Here is a 19,718-nt window from a genome sequence, read left to right on the forward strand (position 1 = left end):
GCGCCACCCGGCGAAAAGGCTCAGGAGAAATACTGCTGCAACAGCGGCGCGGTGTCCTGATTGGCAGGCGCGGTTGGCGTGACGGATTGGGTGCGGAACGGAATCACCTGCGTACGGCCGTCGACGTTCACAATCTGGTAGAACTGCGGCAGGTTAAAGTTGATAAAGCTTGAGCCGTAGGTAAAGCGGTCATGCGAAGAGGAGTAGAAGCGGCTGACGTCGCGCACCAGCTCCTCTTTACTGCCTTCACAATGGTGATACACCTCGGCGCGGTTGGTCTCATCCAGAATGTAGATGTTGAATCCGGCATCGTCGCCCGACTCTTCAAAGAAGAACTGAATAATCCCTTCGCTGGCGAATCCGTCCACCACCTGCGGGAGCTTAACGTGGTTGGTTTCCACCTGCACCGACAGGCCATGCAGCTTGTTGTGTGAAATCGCGCCGTAAAACTCGATGGCGTTTTCCAGCTTCTGTACCGACACGTTCAGGCGCTCGAAGAACAGTCCCCAGGTCTGTCCGGAGACGCGCAGCGCTTTAAAGCGACCGGTTTCCTGACGAGTACTGGAGAGACGCAGTTCGATACACTCAGAAACCAGCTGCTGCACGCGGGTACGAATTAAACCGCGCAGGTGCTGGCTGTAGCAGAACACCTCAACGCTGTCCGGGGGTGCGGCATCCTGGTGCATCTTGCCAAGAATCGTTTTCAGCGCTTCGATCATTGCCTGCTCGCCGTTGAAGTGCAGGGTACGCACTTCGTTCCACGAGTTGCGGTACAACAGATCGACACTGCCTACCAGGCAGTTTTGCTGCTCGCCAAAGCTAAAGACGTCCAGCTTGCGGAAGTCAAAATGAACCACCTGATTGCGGAAGGCCGCCGTCGGGTCGTATTCCAGGTTGACGATAATCGCCAGATGGCGAATCTCGCACGGGCTGTAGAGCGCTTTCGGCGTTGGGGCAGGCAGACGCAGCGGGAAGTGGTGCGACACATCCGCGACCATCTCCTGCAGCTTAGCAAGATCAACCACCTCGTTGCCTTTGATAAACAGGCGCGTGCGCGAGGTCAGCAGGCCGTTAAACCAGGCCCAGGCCACCAGCTTGTTCAGATAGCGGTTATACTCCAGCGGCTGATGGCTGATAATTGAATCCATGCTTGGCGCACGGTTGTACAAATACCACCCGGTGCGGTTCGCGCGGCCCGGCGGTACGTAGATAAAGGTCAGGTTTGGTTCTGACAGGTCTGGCGAAATCTGGGGGTTAACCAGGGTGACTTTACCCGGCAGCGCTTCAAACGCGGCGTACAGCTTACGGGTCAATACCCCGATGTCCTGCGGGCTGGCGGAAACGCTGAGGTTGTTACGGCGCGCAAAGCGGATCAGGTTACGGTAGCTTTGCATCATCGCATCGAGCAGTTCGTTGTGCGCTTCACGCACCTGATCGATTTTCCAGTTGGCCCGGTTGTCGAGCATGGACAGACGCGCTTCGTCCCATCCCCACTCTTTCACTAACTGACTGACCACTTCACGACGCCAGCCCACGCAGGCGCGTTCGCGGCTCAATTTCTCACAGACTTTGAGATAGAAACATCGACGCACCAGGTCAAGACGCGTGGTGTCATCGATGGCTTTCAGGTACTCGGTTACGCGCTCCAGCATCATGCAGTAGGCGTCCAGCCCGAAGGAGACGATTTCCCCGTCGTGCAGACGCTGCTTGATATCTTTCGCCAGCAGGCGCGGCGTAGGGTATTCCCAGGAATAGGCTTCCAGCAGCAGCGTTTTCAGCACCGCTTTATAAGGTGAGTCGATACTCTTATAGAGCTGCCAGAGGCTTGCGCCAAAATACTCTTCTGCTGACAGAGAGCTGAGGCCGCCGAGGTCCAACCATTCGTTTGGCGTCAGTACGCCCTGCGCGTAAAGCGACATGACGTAGTCATCGTAATGCTCTTCTTCTTCGCACGGGACCATATTCCACAGAATACGCTTCCCGGCCAGGCGCACAGCAGTACGGTAAAATTCATCCAGCAGTAAGATGTGCTGAGTCGAGCCGCAGTCCTCACCACCCAGACTGCCGCTTTCGTTATGGCGGAAACGGTTTTCATCAATCAGGAAGAAGCTCACTTCCACGCCGAGCGAGGCCGCCCAGCTCTCCAGCAGGCTGCATTTACGCTGCAGTAGCTGACGCTCGTCGTTATCGAGCCAGGACTGATGACAGACCCAGATGTCCAGGTCCGAAGAACAGCTTTGCCCTACCGATGAGGTGCTCCCCATTGAGTAAACGCCGGTAATAGGCAGTTCACCTTTTGGAGATTCCTGTGGCGGCATGCCGCGGTAAAGTTCCAGCTCGTTCAGATAATGCTGTTGGGTTTCATCAGGCGTGAAAAGGCAAATGCCCTGGGGAACGTTACCGTCAAGGTAGCCAGGCATCAGCGGATGGTGATAGTGCAATAATGTCGGCAGCAGACTGTATACCTGCTGGAAAGCAGGGCCCATGGCAGCAAGCGCGCGATCCACACGCAGTTGATTTATGGCATCCAGTCTCTGTTTCAGAGTCTCAATATAGAGGTACAAGACGTATCGCCTGATGTTTCCGGGTGTCGCAAGCTATTCAAAACACGAGTAACAGCGGACCCGCAGTATTTCAAAAAGATAACCGTTACCCTTTTTCGCCCTTATCATTTTTGGTGGTACCGACGAAAAAATGGTCTAAAACGTGATCAATTTAACACCTTGCCGGTTGACCGTAAAGAAAGATGCGCTACATACAAGTGTAGCACCGTTCTGTACGTGTAAATTCCTGAATACGGCTCTGGCTGACGAATACGCCGCCTTGTCCCTCTCACGCTCATCAACCGTAAAACTGCCATCCCAGAGTCAACAATGTTAGGATGGTTAGCGATTGATAATGACGGTAACAAGCATGTTAGACAATGTTTTGAGAATTGCCACACGCCAAAGCCCTCTCGCGCTCTGGCAGGCACATTATGTGAAGCAGCGCCTGGAAGCCTGCCACAGTGGATTGCGCGTCGAACTGGTGCCGATGGTCACGCGCGGTGACGTGATCCTCGATACGCCTCTGGCGAAAGTGGGCGGCAAAGGCCTGTTTGTCAAAGAACTGGAACTGGCATTGCTTGAGAACCGCGCCGATATCGCCGTACATTCGATGAAAGACGTGCCCGTCGAGTTCCCGGAAGGGCTGGGGCTGGTGACCATCTGCGAGCGCGAAGATCCGCGCGATGCGTTTGTCTCCAACCACTACGACTCGCTCGACGCGCTGCCGGAGGGTAGCGTGGTTGGCACGTCCAGTTTACGCCGTCAATGTCAGCTGGCGGAGCGCCGTCCTGACCTGATCATCCGCTCACTGCGCGGTAACGTCGGCACGCGTCTGGGCAAGCTGGATAACGGCGATTACGATGCCATTATCCTCGCCGTTGCCGGTCTGAAGCGTCTGGGGCTGGAGTCGCGCATTCGCGTGGCGCTGCCGCCAGAGCTGTCGCTGCCGGCCGTGGGCCAGGGTGCAGTCGGCATCGAGTGCCGCCTGAACGATGCGCGTACCCGCGAACTGCTCGCACCGCTGAACCATGACGAGACCGCTACCCGCGTAAAAGCGGAGCGGGCGATGAATACCCGCCTCGAAGGCGGGTGCCAGGTTCCAATTGGCAGCTATGCTGAATTGACGAATGGCGAACTGTGGCTGCGCGCGCTGGTGGGCGCCCCGGACGGTTCGCAGATGGTACGCGGCGAACGTCGCGGCAAGGCGCAAGATGCCGAGCAGCTTGGCGTGTCGCTGGCGGAAGAATTACTGGATAACGGCGCCCGCGAGATTCTGGCTGACGTTTACAACGGAGAACCCCCTGCATGAGTATTCTCGTCACCCGCCCTTCTCCCGCAGGAGAGCAGTTAGTGAGCCGTCTGCGCGCACTGGGGCAGGTGGCCTGGAGTTTTCCTCTCATTGAATTCTCCCCCGGTCGGGAGCTCTCTGCGCTCGCCGACCAGATGAATACCCTTCAGGAAGGTGACCTGCTGTTTGCGCTGTCGCAACATGCCGTGGAATTTGCCCACGCTCAGCTGCAGCAGCAGGACCTGGCCTGGCCAGCCGCCCCCTGCTATTTCGCGATTGGCCGAACAACGGCACTGGCGCTGCATACCGTAAGCGGCGCGGACGTTCGTTACCCGTTAGATCGGGAAATCAGTGAAGTCTTGCTACAATTACCTGAATTACAAACTATTGCCGGAAAGCGTGCGCTCATTTTGCGCGGCAACGGTGGCCGCGAGCTGCTGGGTGAAACGCTGCGTGAACGCGGTGCGAACGTGACGTTTATTGAGTGCTACCAGCGCTGTGCAAAACACTACGATGGCGCGGAAGAGGCGATGCGCTGGCACGCGCGCGGCATTAATACGCTGGTGGTCACCAGCGGTGAAATGTTACAACAGCTTTGGTCGCTGATACCGCTTTGGTATCGCGAAAACTGGTTACTCCGCTGTCGGCTTCTGGTCGTCAGTGAGCGTCTGGCGAACCAGGCCCGGGAACTGGGCTGGCAGGATATTCGGATCGCTGATAACGCCGACAACGATGCGCTGCTGCGCGCATTACAATAACTCTCAAATGGGAAGCCATAATGACGGAACACGACAAATCCTCCGCCGTGGTTGAAGAGACCAGGGAGACTGTGGAGACGACGCCACAGCCAGAGACGACTGAGAAAACCGCTGAGAAGAAAAACAGCAGCAACAAAACGAGCCTCGCGCTGAGCGCGATTGCCATCGCCATTGCGCTGGCAGCGGGGGTTGGCCTGTACGGGCTGGTGAAACAACAGAGCGCTAACCAGACGTCCACCAGCGACGCGCTGGTGAATCAGCTCACTGCCCTGCAAAAAGAGCAGGAGACGCAGAAAACCGAGCTGGAATCCGTGATTAAGCAGCAGGCCGCCGCGCTTGCCGAAGCGAACGGCAAACAGGAAGAGCTGACTAAACAGCTGGGTGAAGTACAGCAGAAAGTCGCCACCATTTCCGGCACCGATGCCAAAACCTGGCTGCTCTCGCAGGCCGACTTCCTGGTGAAGCTCGCCGGACGTAAGCTCTGGAGCGACCAGGACGTGACCACCGCCGCCGCACTGCTGAAAAGCGCCGATGCAAGCCTGGCCGACATGAACGATCCAAGCCTTATCACCGCTCGTCGCGCGATTACCGAAGACATCGCCAACCTCTCCGCCGTCTCACAGGTGGATTACGACGGCATTATCCTTAAAGTGAATCAGCTGTCGAATCAGATTGATAACCTGCAGCTGGCGGATAACAACGACGACGACTCCCCGATGGATTCCGACGGTACCGAGCTTTCCAGTTCCCTGAGCGAATGGCGCATAAACCTGCAAAAAAGCTGGCAGAACTTTATGGACAGCTTTATCACGATCCGCCGTCGCGACGAAACTGCCGTACCGCTGCTCGCGCCGAACCAGGACATCTATCTGCGCGAGAACATTCGTTCCCGCCTGCTGGTGGCGGCCCAGGCCGTGCCGCGTCATCAGGAAGAGACCTATAAACAGGCGCTTGATAACGTCTCAACGTGGGTACGCGCCTACTACAACACCGATGATGCGACGACCACCGCCTTCCTCGAAGACATTGATAAGTTAAGCCAGCAGAACATCACCATGAACGTGCCGGACAAGCTGGCCAGCCAGCCGATTCTGGAGAAACTGATGCAGACGCGCGTACGCAATCTTCTGGCGCAGCCGGGCGTACCTGCAGAGCAGACGAGCGGAGCGGCACCTGCTCCGGCTCCTGCGCCTGAAAGCGCACCGCAAGGAGAGTAATGATGCTAAAAGTTCTCTTACTCTTCATCCTGCTGATCGCCGGGATCGTCCTCGGGCCTATGCTTGCGGGTCATCAGGGTTACGTCCTGATCCAGACCGATAACTACAACATTGAAACTAGCGTAACGGGTCTGACGATCATTCTGATCCTCGGCGTGGTGGTTCTGTTTGCGATCGAGTGGATCCTGCGCCGTATTTTCCGTACCGGTGCCCATACGCGCGGCTGGTTCGTTGGCCGTAAGCGCCGCCGCGCCCGTAAACAGACCGAGCAGGCGCTGCTTAAGCTCGCCGAGGGTGACTATCAGCAGGTTGAAAAGCTGATGTCGAAAAACGCCGACCACGCCGAACAGCCGGTAGTGAACTATCTGCTGGCGGCCGAAGCGGCGCAGCAGCGCGGTGATGAAGCCCGAGCTAATCAGCACCTGGAGCGGGCAGCTGAGCTGGCTCACGGCGACCCGATTCCGGTGGAAATCACGCGCGTTCGTCTGCAGCTGGCACGCAATGAGAATCACGCGGCTCGCCACGGTATCGACCGTCTGCTGGAAGTCGCGCCACGTCATCCGGAAGTGCTGCGTCTTGCCGAGCAGGCCTATATTCGTACCGGCGCCTGGGGTTCACTGCTGGACATCATTCCGTCGATGGCGAAGGCCGAGGTAGGCGACGATGAACATCGTGACGAGCTTCAGCGTCTGGCGTGGATTGGCCTGATGGATCAGGCGCGCGCTGACCTGGGCAGCGACGGTCTGAAAACGTGGTGGAAGAATCAGAGCCGTAAAACGCGCCAGCAGGTTCCTCTGCAGGTGGCAATGGCGGAACACCTCATTGAGTGTGACGATCACGACACGGCTCAGGAGATCCTCCTCGACGGTCTGAAGCGCCAGTACGACGATCGCCCGGTGATGGTAATCCCGCGCCTGAAAACCAACAATCCTGAGCAAATAGAAAAAGTGCTGCGCCAGCAGATTAAAACCGTTGGTGACCGCCCGCTGTTGTGGAGCACGCTTGGCCAGTCGTTGATGAAGCACGGCGAATGGCAGGAGGCAAGCCTCGCCTTCCGCGCGGCGCTGAAGCAGCGTCCGGATGCCTTCGACTACGCGTGGCTTGCCGATACGCTGGACAAGCAGCATAAGCCGGAAGAGGCGGCCGCCATGCGCCGTGATGGGCTGTTGCTGACGCTGCAAAATAACGGTACGCAGCAGTAATTCATCAGGAGGCCAGATGGCCTCCTTTTTTTATCGCATTTCTCCTGCTACATTCTTTACACCCGCATCCGCAAACGAACCCGCCAATGTAACGATGTCTTTTCATTAACTTTTTTTCACACACGCGCACTTTCTGCAGCGTGGACTAAATCGTTTTTGAAGGAAATCGTCATGAACTCGCTTTTGTATGCGCTTATTGAAGCGCTGCGCTGCCACCGCTGGCTGCGCCTGCTTGCCTGTGCTTTTATCTTTTCTTCGCTGGGGAATGGCTTAACCCAGATCGTGGTCTTCGGCTTGCTGTTAGCGTGGTCAGCTCCGCCCGGTCTGCTCACACTCGCTTTTCTTTTCGCTACGATACCGGGATTTATCGGCAGTACGATCGGCGAAAAGCTGTGCTCACGCTGTTCTCCGATATCCCTGCTGATACTGACCGAAGGGCTGGGCCTGCTCGCCCTGCTCTTTCCCCTGCTTGGCGTGGGTTACCACAGCGTTGCCGCATTGCTCGCTGTGCAATCCACCGAGGCGCTGCTCAGCGGGATGAGCTGGCCCGCGCTGACGTTGCTCTTTAAGCGCGGTCTCAGCGAAGCAGAGCTGCCTGCTGCAACCTGTCTGGAAAATGTGATTTTTGCTTCTCAGGTATTATTAGGGACAGGTCTGGGCGTGGTGCTGTTCCAGAAGACGTCCGTGTTTACCCTGCTGGCCATTGATGCCGCCAGCTTTCTCGGATCACTGCTCATGCTATGGCTGGCTGGACGCCGGTTTTCTGCGCCTTCACTCCCGCCCCTCGAGGAAGAGGAAGCCCCTGCGGCATTATGCTGGCGGACGTTGACCGTTCGGCAGAAACGCAGTCTGCTCATCCTGCCGTCGCTGGCGGCCGTTGGCTCACCGGCCATGGCGCTGCTTCCGGCCCTGGCACAGCAAATCCATCCTCAGGATGCGGCGGGTCTTGCCCTGCCTCTGCTTTTTGCAAGGAGCATGGGACAGCTTTGCGGCCCCATGCTCCTAAAAAAAGAGAGTCTGACGCGCTTTGCCGCTCGCACACCGCGCATCATCGTTTGTCTGGGCATCTTTCTGGCCGCTTATGGAATGCTGCCGTTGTTGTCCGGGTGGATGGCATGTGCGCTGGGGGCGATCTTTATCGCGCATCTGGCTTCGAATATTCTCTTCGCGGCCGGGACGTTTGGCGTTCTCAGTAGTTTTCATATTACTCAAACCGCTTCGGCCAGTGGGAAAGCCTGGCGCTGGCAAACGCTCAGCGCCTCTCTCTTCACCGGCATTGCAGCGGCAGTGGCTGCCGGGTTTGGCTCAGTAGCGGCACTCTATGCTGTCTCCGCAACGGCTCTGGTGATGGTTGCCCTGATCGTGCGCCGGTATCGGGAATAAGGCATAAAAAAACGCCTGCTATAAAAGCAGGCGTTAAAACAGGTCTGTAAGACAACATATTTGGTGCTTCACTCAACGTTGTGTCCATGGTGTCTGATGAGGCCGAAGCGACATCTGTCAGTGGACGATAAGCACCGTAAATGGCTCTGCGTCATTCCTGAGTTTATGAGGCACTAAGGCGAACATAAGAGATGGAATGAGCATCTACACGCATATTATTGCACGTAACGTGCCAACATGACAGCCAGAACTTTTACATAAAGCAACATTTTAAGATAAAAGGAAATTATGCTGTTAAGCACCATTTTAAGCTCTACAACGTATCGGGAAAAGGCGGGCATATGTTGCTAGGAGGAGACAGCAAAACCCAGAAATAAATATTCATTTAACTTTCAATGAGTTGCATGTCTCTGGATTGCGACAATGAAAAAGGACGTTGTTGGGGAATGACTACAAGGATGAAGAATCTCAGAAAACAAAAAACCCCGCCGAAGCGGGGTTCAAAATTGGTCGGCGAGAGAGGATTCGAACCTCCGACCCACTGGTCCCAAACCAGTTGCGCTACCAAGCTGCGCTACTCGCCGATGTACTGCTTTTTGAATTTTTAGTTCAATTCATTTAAAAAGTCGTGGTGCGAGGGGGGGGACTCGAACCCCCACATCCAAAGGACACTAACACCTGAAGCTAGCGCGTCTACCAATTCCGCCACCTTCGCAATTCACAACTCTTTCAAATAATGGGGTGGCTAATGGGATTCGAACCCACGACAACTGGAATCACAATCCAGGGCTCTACCAACTGAGCTATAGCCACCACTGTATTCTTTCACGCGGTACTGACTACTTCTCAGACCACCGCAGCTCTAGCGCCGGGACTAAAATGGCGCGCCCGACAGGATTCGAACCTGAGACCTCTGCCTCCGGAGGGCAGCGCTCTATCCAGCTGAGCTACGGGCGCTTAGCGCCGTTGCGGGGCTGGATATTACGTACCTCCGTCCCCGCTGTCTAGTGCTTTTTTGAAAAAAATGCGCGTTTGGTTATGGTTTGCACATTTTGCCGCTTATTCCTCCACTTTCTGCGTGGTGGCACGGCGACCCAGGCCAAAAAGCTTATATGCGGCCGTCACAGCCGCCAGGAAGATCACCCCGACAAACAGCGACATGCGGGTATCTTCATTAAAGTACATCCCGATTAATACACAAATCAGGAACGCCATCGTCAAATAGTTCGCATACGGGAACAGAATTGAGCGGAACGGATGGCTTTCAATCGCTTTTTTATGCGCATGACGGAAACGCAGCTGGCTGATGAGGATAACAAACCACGGCACCATGCCCGGCAGCACGCTGGCGCTGTAAACGTAAACGAACACGCGTTGCGGGTTAGGAATAATGTAATTCAGGCAAGAGCCAATCAGCAGTATTGCAATGGAAACCGCCACACCCGCCACCGGCACGCCGGCACGTGAAACTTTACTCATCACCGCAGGCAGCTGATTATTCTTCGAAAGCGCATAGAGCATACGTCCACAGCTGTACATCCCGCTGTTACAGCCTGACAGCGCGGCCGTCAGGACCACAAAGTTGATGATACCCGCCGCTGCCGTGATGCCAATTTTGGCAAAGGTTAAAACAAACGGGCTACCCGTCGTGCCAATTTCGTTCCACGGGAAGATGGTCACGATAACGAAGATCGCGCCCACATAGAAAATCAGAATACGCCACAACACTTTGCCCACCGCGCTACGCAGCGTGACCTGCGGGTTTTTCGCTTCACCGGCGGTAATACCGATCAGCTCCACGCCCTGATACGAGGCCACAACGATACACAGCGCCGTCAGGAAGCCCTTCCAGCCGCCGGCAAAGAAGCCGCCGTTTTCGGTCAGATTGCCAAAGCCGATAGCGTGTCCACCGTTGCCAAAGCCGAAGAAAATCACGCCCAGGCCGACGACAATCATCACGATAATCGTGGTGACTTTGATCATTGCGAACCAGAACTCAATCTCACCGTAAAGGCGCACGGCAGCCAGGTTGGCCAGCGCCACCAGCCCCACGGCAATGAGCGCGGGTATCCACTGGACCATGTCTGGGAACCAGAACTGGACGTAGACCCCTATCGCGGTGATCTCTGAGATGCCCACCGCCATCCACATAAACCAGTATGACCAGGCCGTCAGGTAGCCGAAGAACGGGCTCATATAACGATGCGCGTAAACGGCGAAGGAGCCGGTTACCGGCTCCAGGAAGAGCATTTCGCCCATGGAACGCATGATGAAGAAAACAAACAGCCCGGCAATAATGTACGCCAGTAATACGGAAGGGCCTGCCCATTTGAGCGTGCTTGCAGAGCCCATAAACAGGCCCACGCCGATAGTGCCACCCAGCGCTATCAGTTCAATATGACGAGCTTCCAGCCCACGCTGTAGCTCCGGTTTTTTCTCTGCCATAGATCCTCGATTGTGTTTGCTGTTTCCCGGCTTAATACCGGGTATTGTTTTTTAGGGGTACTAAAATACGGAGCGAATGGTTTCTTAAAATCTGCCAAATGGCAAACGATGCATTAAAAAAATGAATGCATTGCACAGATTATCAGCAGTTTTGCAGGCGAGTTGCAGCGCGAATAGCATATCGCGCTACATTTTGATTACATTTTCCCGGTGTAATGCCAGGCGAGGTAGCGAAGCAGACGGATCTGTCGTTTAATGCGTGTCGGTTGCGATAGCAGACGGTACAGCCACTCCAACCCCAGATTTTGCCAGACCTTGGGCGCACGCTTAACGTGGCCGGTAAAGACATCGTACGTACCGCCGACGCCCATGTAGAGGGCATCCGGACAGACCAGACGGCAGTCGCGCATCAGGATCTCCTGGCGCGGGGAGCCCATCGCCACGGTGACAATCTTTGCCCCGCTGTCACGAACGCGCTCAAAGAGCGTCTGCCGATCTTCCGGTTTGAAGTAACCATCCTGGCTGCCGACAATATTAACATTCCATTGACGACGCAGTTTCTCCTCAGTCTGGGCCAGTATCTCCGGCTTCCCGCCAATCAGGAACACGGGCGTGCCCTGTTCACCTGCGCGGGCCATAAGCTGCTCCCAGAGATCGGCCCCCGCCACGCGAGATACATTAGCGTCAGGATACTTTTTACGGATAGAGCGGACCACGCTGATCCCGTCCGCGTATTTAAATTCCGCCGCTTCAATTAGGCTTTTGACTTCCGCGTTATCCTCAACCGCCAGCATTTTTTCCGCGTTGATCGCCACCAGCGTACCGGATTTCATCTGGCCGTCGGCGAAAAGAAAGTCCAGCGCGTGCTGCATGTCGCGCCAGCCAATAAGCTGCAGGCCACGTAGCGCATAGCGCGGTGCAGAAATTTTATCAGTCATTACTATCCTTACTCAGACTTGCGACAGCGTTGTGCTGCCCTGCCGCTCGCGCCTGTGCACAAGCCCTGCGCTGTCAAACAGCCAGTACAGCAGTTTGGCCAGTAACAGGCAGAGGCCGAAAACAACCATGAAGAACACCACGCGCGAAACGAACGAGTCCAGCCCTTCGCGCGCCAGAACGATCATATTGAAAATGGCACCAAAGCAGAAACTGTGCAAAATGGCGGCCTTATAGCGGTTGGTCTCTTCGTTGCCACGCACGTAAAGCCAGTCGAACCACTTGATAATCAGCCCCACGGCAACCGCCCCGGGGAGAATGAACCACGCTCCTCCCATCACCACCAGGGAACCAATCAGCGTTGGCGAGATTGCCAGACCAGAATGGTTGTTCAGCACTTCCCAGGTAAAGTAATTTGCCGTGTTAAGCACCACGCCAGGCCGGTCCGGCCATAGCCAGGAAGGGATAAATACGTAGAAGTCGCGAACAATCGGCGCCAGCCCCTGGAAATCAATCTTGTCGTAGTTTTGCAGCAGCAATGCCAGGTTTTCCCACGGCGAGAAGGTATCGCGCGTCAGGTAAAGGAACGTGTAAAACGCCTCATCTCCCGCCACGTTCATTCCATAGCGCTTTAGCGCCAGCCAGAACATACCCACAATGCCAAACGCGCCTGCCGCAACCAGCATCCACAATGAGATCCAGCCGCGGATGATGCCGATAAACAGGAAGATCGCGAAGGCGATGATGATGTTCGCGCGCGTGCCGCCCACGATCATGTAGGTCAGGATGCCAAACGCGACGGTGCTAACCAGGAAGAACAGCCACGCTTTGCTGTCCTGGCGCAGGAAGAAGATCACCAGCATCGCCGGGATGAAGAAGTAGAAGAAACGCTTAAGCGCCACGCCCGAAACCTCGGCCGAAAAAATCTGGCTGTAGGAGTGGAGCTTAAACAGCAGGAAGCCGTTATGCATGAAGAAGATGCCGACGCTGACCAGGGCGATGGTCATCAGCATCACCCACGTCAGGTGGGTCTCCACCCTATTCATGGTAAAGAGCGCCCGACGCGGGGCAGCTGTCTGCGCTGAACGCAGACGCGTTTTATAGGTGACGTAGTAGACGGCATAGAAGCAGGTTGCCGCCAGAAGCGCCTGGAGCAGGATTTCCGGCGGTGCGACGCTCACGTCAAAACGGAATACCAGAATGCTGGTTAGCGGGAAGCCGAAAAAGAAGGTCAGCAGAAACAGTAACGAGAAGAACACGTTAAAGTTGAAGCGCACCCGGCGGAATTCAAACCAGGTAAGCGTGGCGATAAACAGGGTGCTCAGAAGCCAGACAATCAGTAAGCCGCTGAATTGCAACTGACTCATACTTTGTCTCCTGAAGCGATACGCAGCGCGCGGTGCCACGGCGTGAGATAATTCGGGCTGAAAAAATCAATGCTATTTTTATCCACCAGCGTGAGCTGGCGTTGGGCTTCCCGTACCACCTCGACGTTCAGCGTGTCTGAGGTAAACAGCACGGGAATATGCTGCTCGGCCATGTCCTGCCAGAACGGGTTCTCGCGGTTTAGCACGCACGGTACCCCCGCCTGAATCAGCAGACATAGCGTGCCAATCCCCTGCTGTCGGGCAAAGATGAAATAGCCGAGATCGCATTTTCTCAGCAGCGCGAGATATTCCTCAAATTCCAGCTTATCGCTGAGAATGTGCAGATTTTCTGCGCTAAACAGCGCAAGCCCCTGTCGGCGAACCTCATCTATGTAAGCGTCGTTATTGGCAGGATAGCCCATCGGCACCACCACGTTCACCGTGTCGCCGAACTGCTGATGCACCGCCCTGAGCGCCGCGACGTGTTCGTTACTACGATCGCCGGAATTCCCCACCAGGATCGTTAGTTTGCCTTCACGCACCGTGTCATTCGCCATGGCGTTAAGCGCCGGATCCATGCGGGTGGGGAAATAAAGCAACTCGCCGCGCACGTTGGGGTGCTGTTTAGCAAAATAGTTGAGATCGCCGCGGGTAGCAAAAACGCAGCCCACGCGCCCCTGCGCCATGCGGCGCAACGGATAGAAAAGACGGAATTTCCAGCCTTGGGAGACTTCGTAGAGATCGGCTCCCCAGATATGCCAGCTGCACTGGGAGGGTATAATCCCCCCGCTGAGAAGCGCCAGCCACAGGCCGGTATTAAACTGTCCGTGGAAGAAGAATCGTTGCTCGCGGTCGGCTTTCGCTTTGGCAACAACCGCCTTCGCCAGCGTGGCCTTATCCGGCCAGAAGCGAATCGTCAGCGCCGGAAACGCCTCGCTCAGGCCCTTATCCTGACCTGCAACCATAAACTCACGCGCATCTGGATTACCCGATGCCAGCTCGTCGTTGAAAAACCGCAAAACGGTCTGGTTATGGTGTGGGATGTCCGATCCCAGGATGTGAATCAGTGCAGTCATGCGCGTTTACGCCACAATAAAAATACGCCGCAACAGGCAGCGAAATAAACGATATAGGTTGCCATGTAGGCCTGAGCCGCCCCCAGCGCGCCGTGCATGGGTATCAGCCAGTGCGAAAATGCTGTCAGTAACGCAAACTGGCTAATTTCCGCCAGGATATACAGCCGCAGGGACGCTTTTGCAATCACCAGGTAGCCGAAAACGTATGCACCCACTTTCAGCACATCCCCCACCAGCTGCCAGGCAAAGAGATCGCGCATGGCGATGAATTTCGCCGAGAACAGCAGCCAGATGGCGACATCGCGCAGTAGCCAGACGGTAAAGCTGGCAGCCGCGACGGCCGGTAACACAAAGCGCAGCGATCGGAAAATCTCGCGCGTTATTTCCTGTCTGGACGTCAGTCGCGATAAGGTTGGCAGCAGGTAAACGCTAAAGGAAGCCGTAATAAACTGGAGATAGGCGTCGGAAATACTGCTTACGCCCTGCCAGATCCCGACCTCATCCCAGCTATAATGCGCTGCCAGCAGGTTTCGCATCATCACGTAGGCCACCGGCAGCGTGACGGAGGTAATGAGCGCCATCAGGGTAAATTTACCCAGCTGGCTGGCAAGGACCTTGTCCCATTGCGGTTTCAGGTAGCTAAGAGGGATGACGCCCCGGCGCATCAGCATAAATGCCGCAGGAACAACCACCAGCGCCGGGACCAGCGCAAGCCCCAGCAGTGCGCCTTCATAGCCGCCCAGGCGATAGCAAAAGTAATAGGCAATCACGCCGATGACGCTGCCCAGGATTAACGCAAGCGCGTTTCCGGCAGCATCACGAAACCCTTTCATCAGCGCCAGCAGCAGGTTAGCCCAGGCAATCCCCATCTGAACCAATGCGACCAGACGCACCAGCCCCTGGTAATGGGTGTGCCCGAACAATCCCTGGCTGATGGGTGCCGCCGCCAGCAGAAAGACAATCGCCATCAGGGTTGAAAAACCCGTGACCATAGCCGAAGAGGTGCCCACCACTCTGCGCAGCTGAGCCGCATCATCGTGATACTGCGCAACGTATTTGGTCACGCCGTTGAAGATACCGGCACCGGCCAGCACACCAAGGACGGTGATAAGCTGACGGAAATTACCCGCCAGCCCCACACCAGAGGGGCCAAATGAAACGGCCAGCAGCTTGACGACCAACAGCCCGGCGCCAATTTTTACAAGCGTGGACGCGGCGGTCCACACCGATGCTTTTGCCAGAGACATATCAGCCGAAATAACTCAGAAGGGTATTAATCACCGTACGCTGGTTAACGGGCGCGAGGTTGTAGAACAGTGGCAGGCGAAGCAAACGCTCACTTTCTTTAGTGGTGTAGCGGTCTTCACCCGCAAACGTGCCAAACGCTTCTCCGGCCGGACTGGAGTGCAGCGGGATATAGTGGAACACCGCCATAATTTCGGCCTCTTTCAGCCAGGCGATGAGCTCGCTGCGGTCGTCGTTATCGCGCAGCTTGATGTAGAACATATGCGCGTTGTGGACGCAATCTGCCGGGATGGTTGGCAGTTCAATACGCCCGGCTTTTGCCAGAGGCTCAAGCGCATCGTAATAGGTTTGCCACAGGGAAAGACGCTGAAGGTTGATACGCTCCGCCGCTTCCAGCTGCGCCCACAGGTACGCAGCCTGCAGATCCGCCATCAAATAGCTGGAGCCGATATCGCGCCAGGTGTATTTGTCTACCTGACCCCGGAAGAACTGGCTGCGGTTAGTGCCTTTTTCGCGGATCACTTCTGCACGCTCCACGAGAGCCCGGTCGTTAATCAGCGTCGCACCACCTTCTCCACCCGCAGTGTAGTTTTTGGTTTCGTGGAAGCTAAAGCAGCCGATGTGGCCGATCGTGCCCAGCGCGCGTCCCTTGTAGGTGGACATCACGCCCTGCGCGGCATCTTCCACCACAAACAGGTTATGTTTTTTGGCGATCGCCATGATGGTGTCCATTTCACAGGCCACGCCCGCGTAGTGAACCGGCACGATCGTGCGCGTTTTGTCAGTGATCGCCGCTTCAATCAACGTCTCATCAATGTTCATGGTATCCGGGCGGATATCCACGAAGACAATTTTCGCCCCGCGCAGGACAAAAGCGTTCGCGGTGGAAACGAAGGTATAGCTCGGCATAATCACTTCATCACCGGGCTGGATATCCAGCAACAGTGCCGCCATTTCCAGCGATGCCGTACAGGACGGGGTCAGCAGCACTTTGGCGCTGCGAAAACGCTGTTCCATCCACTGCTGACAGCGCCGGGTGAAACCGCCGTCACCGCAGAGTTTGCCGCTGCCCATAGCAGACTGCATATAGTCGAGTTCAGTTCCGACAACGGGTGGTGCGTTAAATGGAATCATCTTGTCACCTGTATAACCAGTAGGCGGTGGCGTCGATGTTGGCACCACTCGCAATATAACGTTTAAGCGCCGCGGTGTTGCCCAGTTGGGTCGCTACCCGCAGCGTCACTAGCTGTTGCTGTTGCGACCAGTGCAGCGCCGCCTGCATGAGTTTTTCACCCATGCCGCGCCCGGCTAATAAGCCAATACGCGCCTCGCGCTCGTTGAGCTTACGCAGCGAGACGAACCCCTTGATTTGACCGTCTCCTGCACGGAAAACCAGGCAGACGTGGTCAAAGGTGCCTTTAACCGCATTCTCTACCCACTGGGCATAGAAACGCCCGCTATCGTCAGGTGCATACCAGGGCGCACGAAAGCGGCTCTGCGCAAACGCCTGGGTCGCCATCTGACGCAGCACGGGGATGTCCTGATCCGTTGCAATTTCCGCGCCTGACGCATCGTGCCGGGTGAGGGTAATGGAAAGATCGACCTCGCCTTCAACCAGCTGAAAGCCGTGTTGCTGGAGCGCGTCAAGCAGATCGGCACGCTCCGCAGGGATCTTCGCCTGCACCCGTTGCCAGGCGGTAAAATCCGATTCAGCCAGCACCGGCGCGTTATCGCGCAGACGCACGATGGCCGACGGCAGGCCAAAAAAGGCACTCTCCCACTGCAGGGACTCGAGCCCCCCTTTCAGGCTGTTCAACGCCAGACACCTTTGGTATCCACAATATACTGCTGACGAACGGCATCACCGGAAGTCGCTTTAAACTCTTTATGATCCACCAGCAGCACCAGCACGTCCGCCGTCGCGAGCGCTTCATCCAGCGCCGTCAGCGTGCAGTGCCCCGCCAGTTTTGTCGGCAATTCATGGATATTCGGCTCAACCACCAGCGTTTCACCCTTGTGCCATCCGGCAATCATCTCAGCAATTTCCATCGCCGGGCTTTCACGCAGATCGTCAATGTTGGGTTTGAATGCCAGACCGAAACAGGCAATTTTCAGCTCGCTGGCGCGCTTGCCGCTCTCTGCCAGACAATCCGCTACCGTGGTTTTGACCTGATTGAGCACCCAGTGAGGTTTGCTGTCGTTCACTTCACGCGCGGTGCGAATCAGGCGCGCCTGCGCTGGATTCTGCGCCACGATAAACCACGGGTCGACGGCAATACAGTGTCCGCCCACCCCCGGGCCTGGCTGGAGAATATTCACACGCGGATGGCGATTCGCCAGGCTAATCAGCTCCCAGACGTTAATTCCCTGATCGGCGCAGATGAGTGAAAGTTCGTTCGCAAAGGCGATATTCACGTCACGGAAGCTGTTTTCCGTCAGCTTGCACATCTCGGCGGTGCGGGAGTTTGTCACCACGCACTCGCCTTCCAGGAAAATCTTATACAGCGCGCTGGCACGTTCGGAACAGACTGGCGTCATACCGCCAATGACGCGGTCGTTTTTAATCAGTTCGACCATGACCTGGCCCGGGAGTACGCGCTCCGGGCAGTAGGCGATGTTGATATCCGCCTGCTCGCCAACCTGCTGTGGGAAGCTCAGGTCTGGACGGGCCTCTGCCAGCCACTGCGACATCTGTTCAGTCGCCCCCACCGGAGACGTGGACTCGAGGATTACCAACGCCCCTTTTTTCAGCACAGGCGCGATTGATTTTGCCGCCGCCTCGACGAACGCCATGTCGGGCTCGTGGTCGCCTTTAAAGGGGGTTGGGACTGCAATTAGATAGGCATCCGCTTCAACGGGCGTCGTGCTGGCATGCAGGAAGCCTCCTTCCACCGCCTCTTTCACCACACGATCCAGATCGGGTTCCACAATATGAATTTCGCCACGGTTAATGGTTTCTACCGCGCGGGCGTTAATATCCACACCGACAACCTGTTTTTGACGAGAGGCAAACGCGGCCGCAGTAGGCAAGCCAATGTAGCCAAGACCAATGACAGAGATGGTAGTAAAACTCATAGCGATACCCGATTGTGTTTAAGTGCATGCAAAATACGGCCACAAGCCTGCCCGTCTCCATACGGATTATGGGCCCGGCTCATCGCCTGATACGCTTCATCGTCATGCAGCAGGCGCGTGACCTCTTCGACGATGAGCTGCGCGTTGGTGCCGACCAGACGCACCGTACCGGCTTTGACGGCTTCCGGACGTTCGGTCGTTTCACGCATCACCAGTACCGGCTTGCCGAGAGAGGGCGCTTCTTCCTGAATGCCGCCGGAATCGGTGAGGATCAGCCAGGCGTGATTCATTAGCCAGACAAACGGCATGTAGTCCTGCGGTTCAATCAGTAGAACATTGTCGACATGGCCCAGAATGCGATTAACCGGCTCGCTGACGTTAGGATTGAGATGGACCGGATAGACAATTTGCACATCGTCATTTTGCGCAGCGATTTCAGCCAGCGCGTGACAGATTTGCTCAAAACCCCGGCCAAAGCTTTCGCGACGGTGGCCGGTGACCAGGATGGTTTTTTTGCCGTTGCGCAGGAATGGATAGCGGGCAGCGAGGTCTTTCTGAAGATCGCTATTTGCCAGAACGCGGTCACGCACCCAAATTAACGCATCAATGACCGTATTGCCGGTCACAAAGATTTTGTTATCGGCGATATTTTCACGCAGCAGGTTCTGACGAGAATTCTCCGTCGGCGCAAAGTGGTACATCGCCAGATGGCCCGTTAACGTGCGGTTGGCCTCCTCCGGCCACGGCGAATAAAGATTGCCGGTACGCAAACCCGCCTCAACATGCCCCACAGGAATTCGCTGGTAAAACGCGGCCAGGCTTGTCGCCACGGTAGTGGTGGTGTCACCGTGTACCAGCACCACGTCAGGCTTGAATGACTCCAGGATCGGCTTAAGCTCTTGCAGAATGCGACAGGTTATCTCCGTTAAACCTTGCCCCGGTTTCATAATATTGAGGTCGTAATCCGGGACGATGGAAAAGAGCGTTAAGACCTGGTCGAGCATCTCACGGTGCTGGGCCGTGACGCAGACTTTTGCTTCAATATCCGGATCGCTGGCAAGCGCATGAACCAGAGGTGCCATCTTAATGGCCTCCGGCCTGGTGCCAAATACGGTTAGTACTTTCACATCGATTCTCTTCGATTAGGCGATGAAGGCCGCAGCCTTCATCGTAGACGGCG

Annotated in this window: 15 protein-coding genes and 4 tRNA genes; 5 read left to right on the top strand and 14 right to left on the bottom strand. The window is 56.1% G+C overall.

Annotated elements, in window-relative coordinates:
• Window positions 1-20 precede the first annotated feature (20 nt).
• Window positions 21-2,564: a class I adenylate cyclase gene (cyaA, locus tag USH94_RS19770; RefSeq protein WP_111963530.1), complete on the bottom strand. Its 2,544-nt coding sequence runs from the start codon at window positions 2,562-2,564 to the stop codon at window positions 21-23.
• A gap of 349 nt (window positions 2,565-2,913) precedes the next feature.
• Here cyaA and hemC point away from each other — a divergent pair, with 349 nt between their 5' ends.
• The 5 genes from hemC (at window position 2,914) to USH94_RS19795 (ending at window position 8,394) form a co-directional block, all read left to right on the top strand.
• Entirely contained in the window at window positions 2,914-3,855 is a 942-nt protein-coding gene (gene hemC / locus USH94_RS19775) for a hydroxymethylbilane synthase (RefSeq protein ID WP_143345649.1), read from the top strand.
• Complete coding sequence (gene hemD, locus USH94_RS19780; protein WP_111963528.1) at window positions 3,852-4,592, top strand: uroporphyrinogen-III synthase; 741 nt, start codon at window positions 3,852-3,854, stop codon at window positions 4,590-4,592. The genes hemC and hemD overlap by 4 nt, the downstream gene beginning before the upstream one ends.
• Before the next feature lie 20 nt (window positions 4,593-4,612).
• Window positions 4,613-5,809, top strand: a complete 1,197-nt coding sequence (hemX, locus tag USH94_RS19785) for a uroporphyrinogen-III C-methyltransferase (RefSeq protein WP_111963527.1) — start codon at window positions 4,613-4,615, stop codon at window positions 5,807-5,809.
• Between the two features lie 2 nt (window positions 5,810-5,811).
• The gene (gene hemY / locus USH94_RS19790; protein WP_111963526.1) at window positions 5,812-7,011 is read left to right on the top strand and encodes a protoheme IX biogenesis protein HemY; all 1,200 of its coding nucleotides are present in this window, start codon (window positions 5,812-5,814) and stop codon (window positions 7,009-7,011) included.
• A 171-nt stretch (window positions 7,012-7,182) separates the two neighbouring features.
• Window positions 7,183-8,394 (top strand): MFS transporter, encoded by a 1,212-nt coding sequence (locus USH94_RS19795; protein WP_111963525.1) that lies wholly within the window; start codon window positions 7,183-7,185, stop codon window positions 8,392-8,394.
• 507 nt (window positions 8,395-8,901) lie between these two features.
• Here the strand turns inward: USH94_RS19795 and USH94_RS19800 are convergent.
• The 13 genes from USH94_RS19800 to wecB form a co-directional block, all read right to left on the bottom strand.
• A tRNA-Pro gene (locus USH94_RS19800) sits at window positions 8,902-8,978 on the bottom strand.
• A 45-nt stretch (window positions 8,979-9,023) separates the two neighbouring features.
• Window positions 9,024-9,109 (bottom strand) — tRNA-Leu (locus tag USH94_RS19805).
• Between the two features lie 22 nt (window positions 9,110-9,131).
• Window positions 9,132-9,207: transfer RNA gene (locus USH94_RS19810), tRNA-His, on the bottom strand.
• Between the two features lie 67 nt (window positions 9,208-9,274).
• Window positions 9,275-9,351: transfer RNA gene (locus USH94_RS19815), tRNA-Arg, on the bottom strand.
• 102 nt (window positions 9,352-9,453) lie between these two features.
• Window positions 9,454-10,839 carry a bifunctional threonine/serine APC transporter ThrP gene (thrP, locus tag USH94_RS19820; RefSeq protein WP_111963524.1) on the bottom strand — a complete coding sequence of 462 codons (1,386 nt, stop codon included), beginning with the start codon at window positions 10,837-10,839 and terminating at the stop codon, window positions 9,454-9,456.
• Between the two features lie 197 nt (window positions 10,840-11,036).
• A complete protein-coding gene (gene wecG / locus USH94_RS19825; protein ID WP_111963523.1) occupies window positions 11,037-11,777 on the bottom strand; it encodes a lipopolysaccharide N-acetylmannosaminouronosyltransferase in 741 nt (246 codons plus the stop codon).
• A 12-nt stretch (window positions 11,778-11,789) separates the two neighbouring features.
• Window positions 11,790-13,142 carry an ECA oligosaccharide polymerase gene (wzyE, locus tag USH94_RS19830; protein ID WP_111963522.1) on the bottom strand — a complete coding sequence of 451 codons (1,353 nt, stop codon included), beginning with the start codon at window positions 13,140-13,142 and terminating at the stop codon, window positions 11,790-11,792.
• Complete coding sequence (locus USH94_RS19835) at window positions 13,139-14,218, bottom strand: TDP-N-acetylfucosamine:lipid II N-acetylfucosaminyltransferase (protein WP_111963521.1); 1,080 nt, start codon at window positions 14,216-14,218, stop codon at window positions 13,139-13,141. Before USH94_RS19835 ends, wzyE begins: the two co-directional genes overlap by 4 nt.
• The gene (gene wzxE / locus USH94_RS19840) at window positions 14,215-15,465 is read right to left on the bottom strand and encodes a lipid III flippase WzxE (RefSeq protein WP_111963520.1); all 1,251 of its coding nucleotides are present in this window, start codon (window positions 15,463-15,465) and stop codon (window positions 14,215-14,217) included. The genes USH94_RS19835 and wzxE overlap by 4 nt, the downstream gene beginning before the upstream one ends.
• Before the next feature lies 1 nt (window position 15,466).
• Window positions 15,467-16,597 carry a dTDP-4-amino-4,6-dideoxygalactose transaminase gene (gene rffA / locus USH94_RS19845; RefSeq protein WP_111963519.1) on the bottom strand — a complete coding sequence of 377 codons (1,131 nt, stop codon included), beginning with the start codon at window positions 16,595-16,597 and terminating at the stop codon, window positions 15,467-15,469.
• 4 nt (window positions 16,598-16,601) lie between these two features.
• Window positions 16,602-17,279, bottom strand: a complete 678-nt coding sequence (gene rffC, locus USH94_RS19850) for a dTDP-4-amino-4,6-dideoxy-D-galactose acyltransferase (RefSeq protein ID WP_111963518.1) — start codon at window positions 17,277-17,279, stop codon at window positions 16,602-16,604.
• A complete protein-coding gene (gene wecC, locus USH94_RS19855) occupies window positions 17,276-18,538 on the bottom strand; it encodes a UDP-N-acetyl-D-mannosamine dehydrogenase (protein ID WP_111963517.1) in 1,263 nt (420 codons plus the stop codon). Before wecC ends, rffC begins: the two co-directional genes overlap by 4 nt.
• Window positions 18,535-19,665 carry a non-hydrolyzing UDP-N-acetylglucosamine 2-epimerase gene (gene wecB, locus USH94_RS19860; RefSeq protein WP_111963516.1) on the bottom strand — a complete coding sequence of 377 codons (1,131 nt, stop codon included), beginning with the start codon at window positions 19,663-19,665 and terminating at the stop codon, window positions 18,535-18,537. The genes wecC and wecB overlap by 4 nt, the downstream gene beginning before the upstream one ends.
• Window positions 19,666-19,718 lie beyond the last annotated feature (53 nt).

This window comes from Enterobacter sp. 148H3 (assembly GCF_034107425.1).
Taxonomy (GTDB): Bacteria; Pseudomonadota; Gammaproteobacteria; order Enterobacterales; family Enterobacteriaceae; genus Enterobacter; species Enterobacter vonholyi.

Coding starts and splice junctions, on each gene's coding strand:
- hemC (WP_143345649.1), top strand. CDS start 2,914: ATGTTAGACAATGTTTTGAGAATTGCCACACGCCAAAGCCCTCTCGCG.
- hemD (WP_111963528.1), top strand. CDS start 3,852: ATGAGTATTCTCGTCACCCGCCCTTCTCCCGCAGGAGAGCAGTTAGTG.
- hemX (WP_111963527.1), top strand. CDS start 4,613: ATGACGGAACACGACAAATCCTCCGCCGTGGTTGAAGAGACCAGGGAG.
- hemY (WP_111963526.1), top strand. CDS start 5,812: ATGCTAAAAGTTCTCTTACTCTTCATCCTGCTGATCGCCGGGATCGTC.
- USH94_RS19795 (WP_111963525.1), top strand. CDS start 7,183: ATGAACTCGCTTTTGTATGCGCTTATTGAAGCGCTGCGCTGCCACCGC.
- thrP (WP_111963524.1), bottom strand. CDS start 10,839: ATGGCAGAGAAAAAACCGGAGCTACAGCGTGGGCTGGAAGCTCGTCAT.
- wecG (WP_111963523.1), bottom strand. CDS start 11,777: ATGACTGATAAAATTTCTGCACCGCGCTATGCGCTACGTGGCCTGCAG.
- wzyE (WP_111963522.1), bottom strand. CDS start 13,142: ATGAGTCAGTTGCAATTCAGCGGCTTACTGATTGTCTGGCTTCTGAGC.
- USH94_RS19835 (WP_111963521.1), bottom strand. CDS start 14,218: ATGACTGCACTGATTCACATCCTGGGATCGGACATCCCACACCATAAC.
- wzxE (WP_111963520.1), bottom strand. CDS start 15,465: ATGTCTCTGGCAAAAGCATCGGTGTGGACCGCCGCGTCCACGCTTGTA.
- rffA (WP_111963519.1), bottom strand. CDS start 16,597: ATGATTCCATTTAACGCACCACCCGTTGTCGGAACTGAACTCGACTAT.
- wecC (WP_111963517.1), bottom strand. CDS start 18,538: ATGAGTTTTACTACCATCTCTGTCATTGGTCTTGGCTACATTGGCTTG.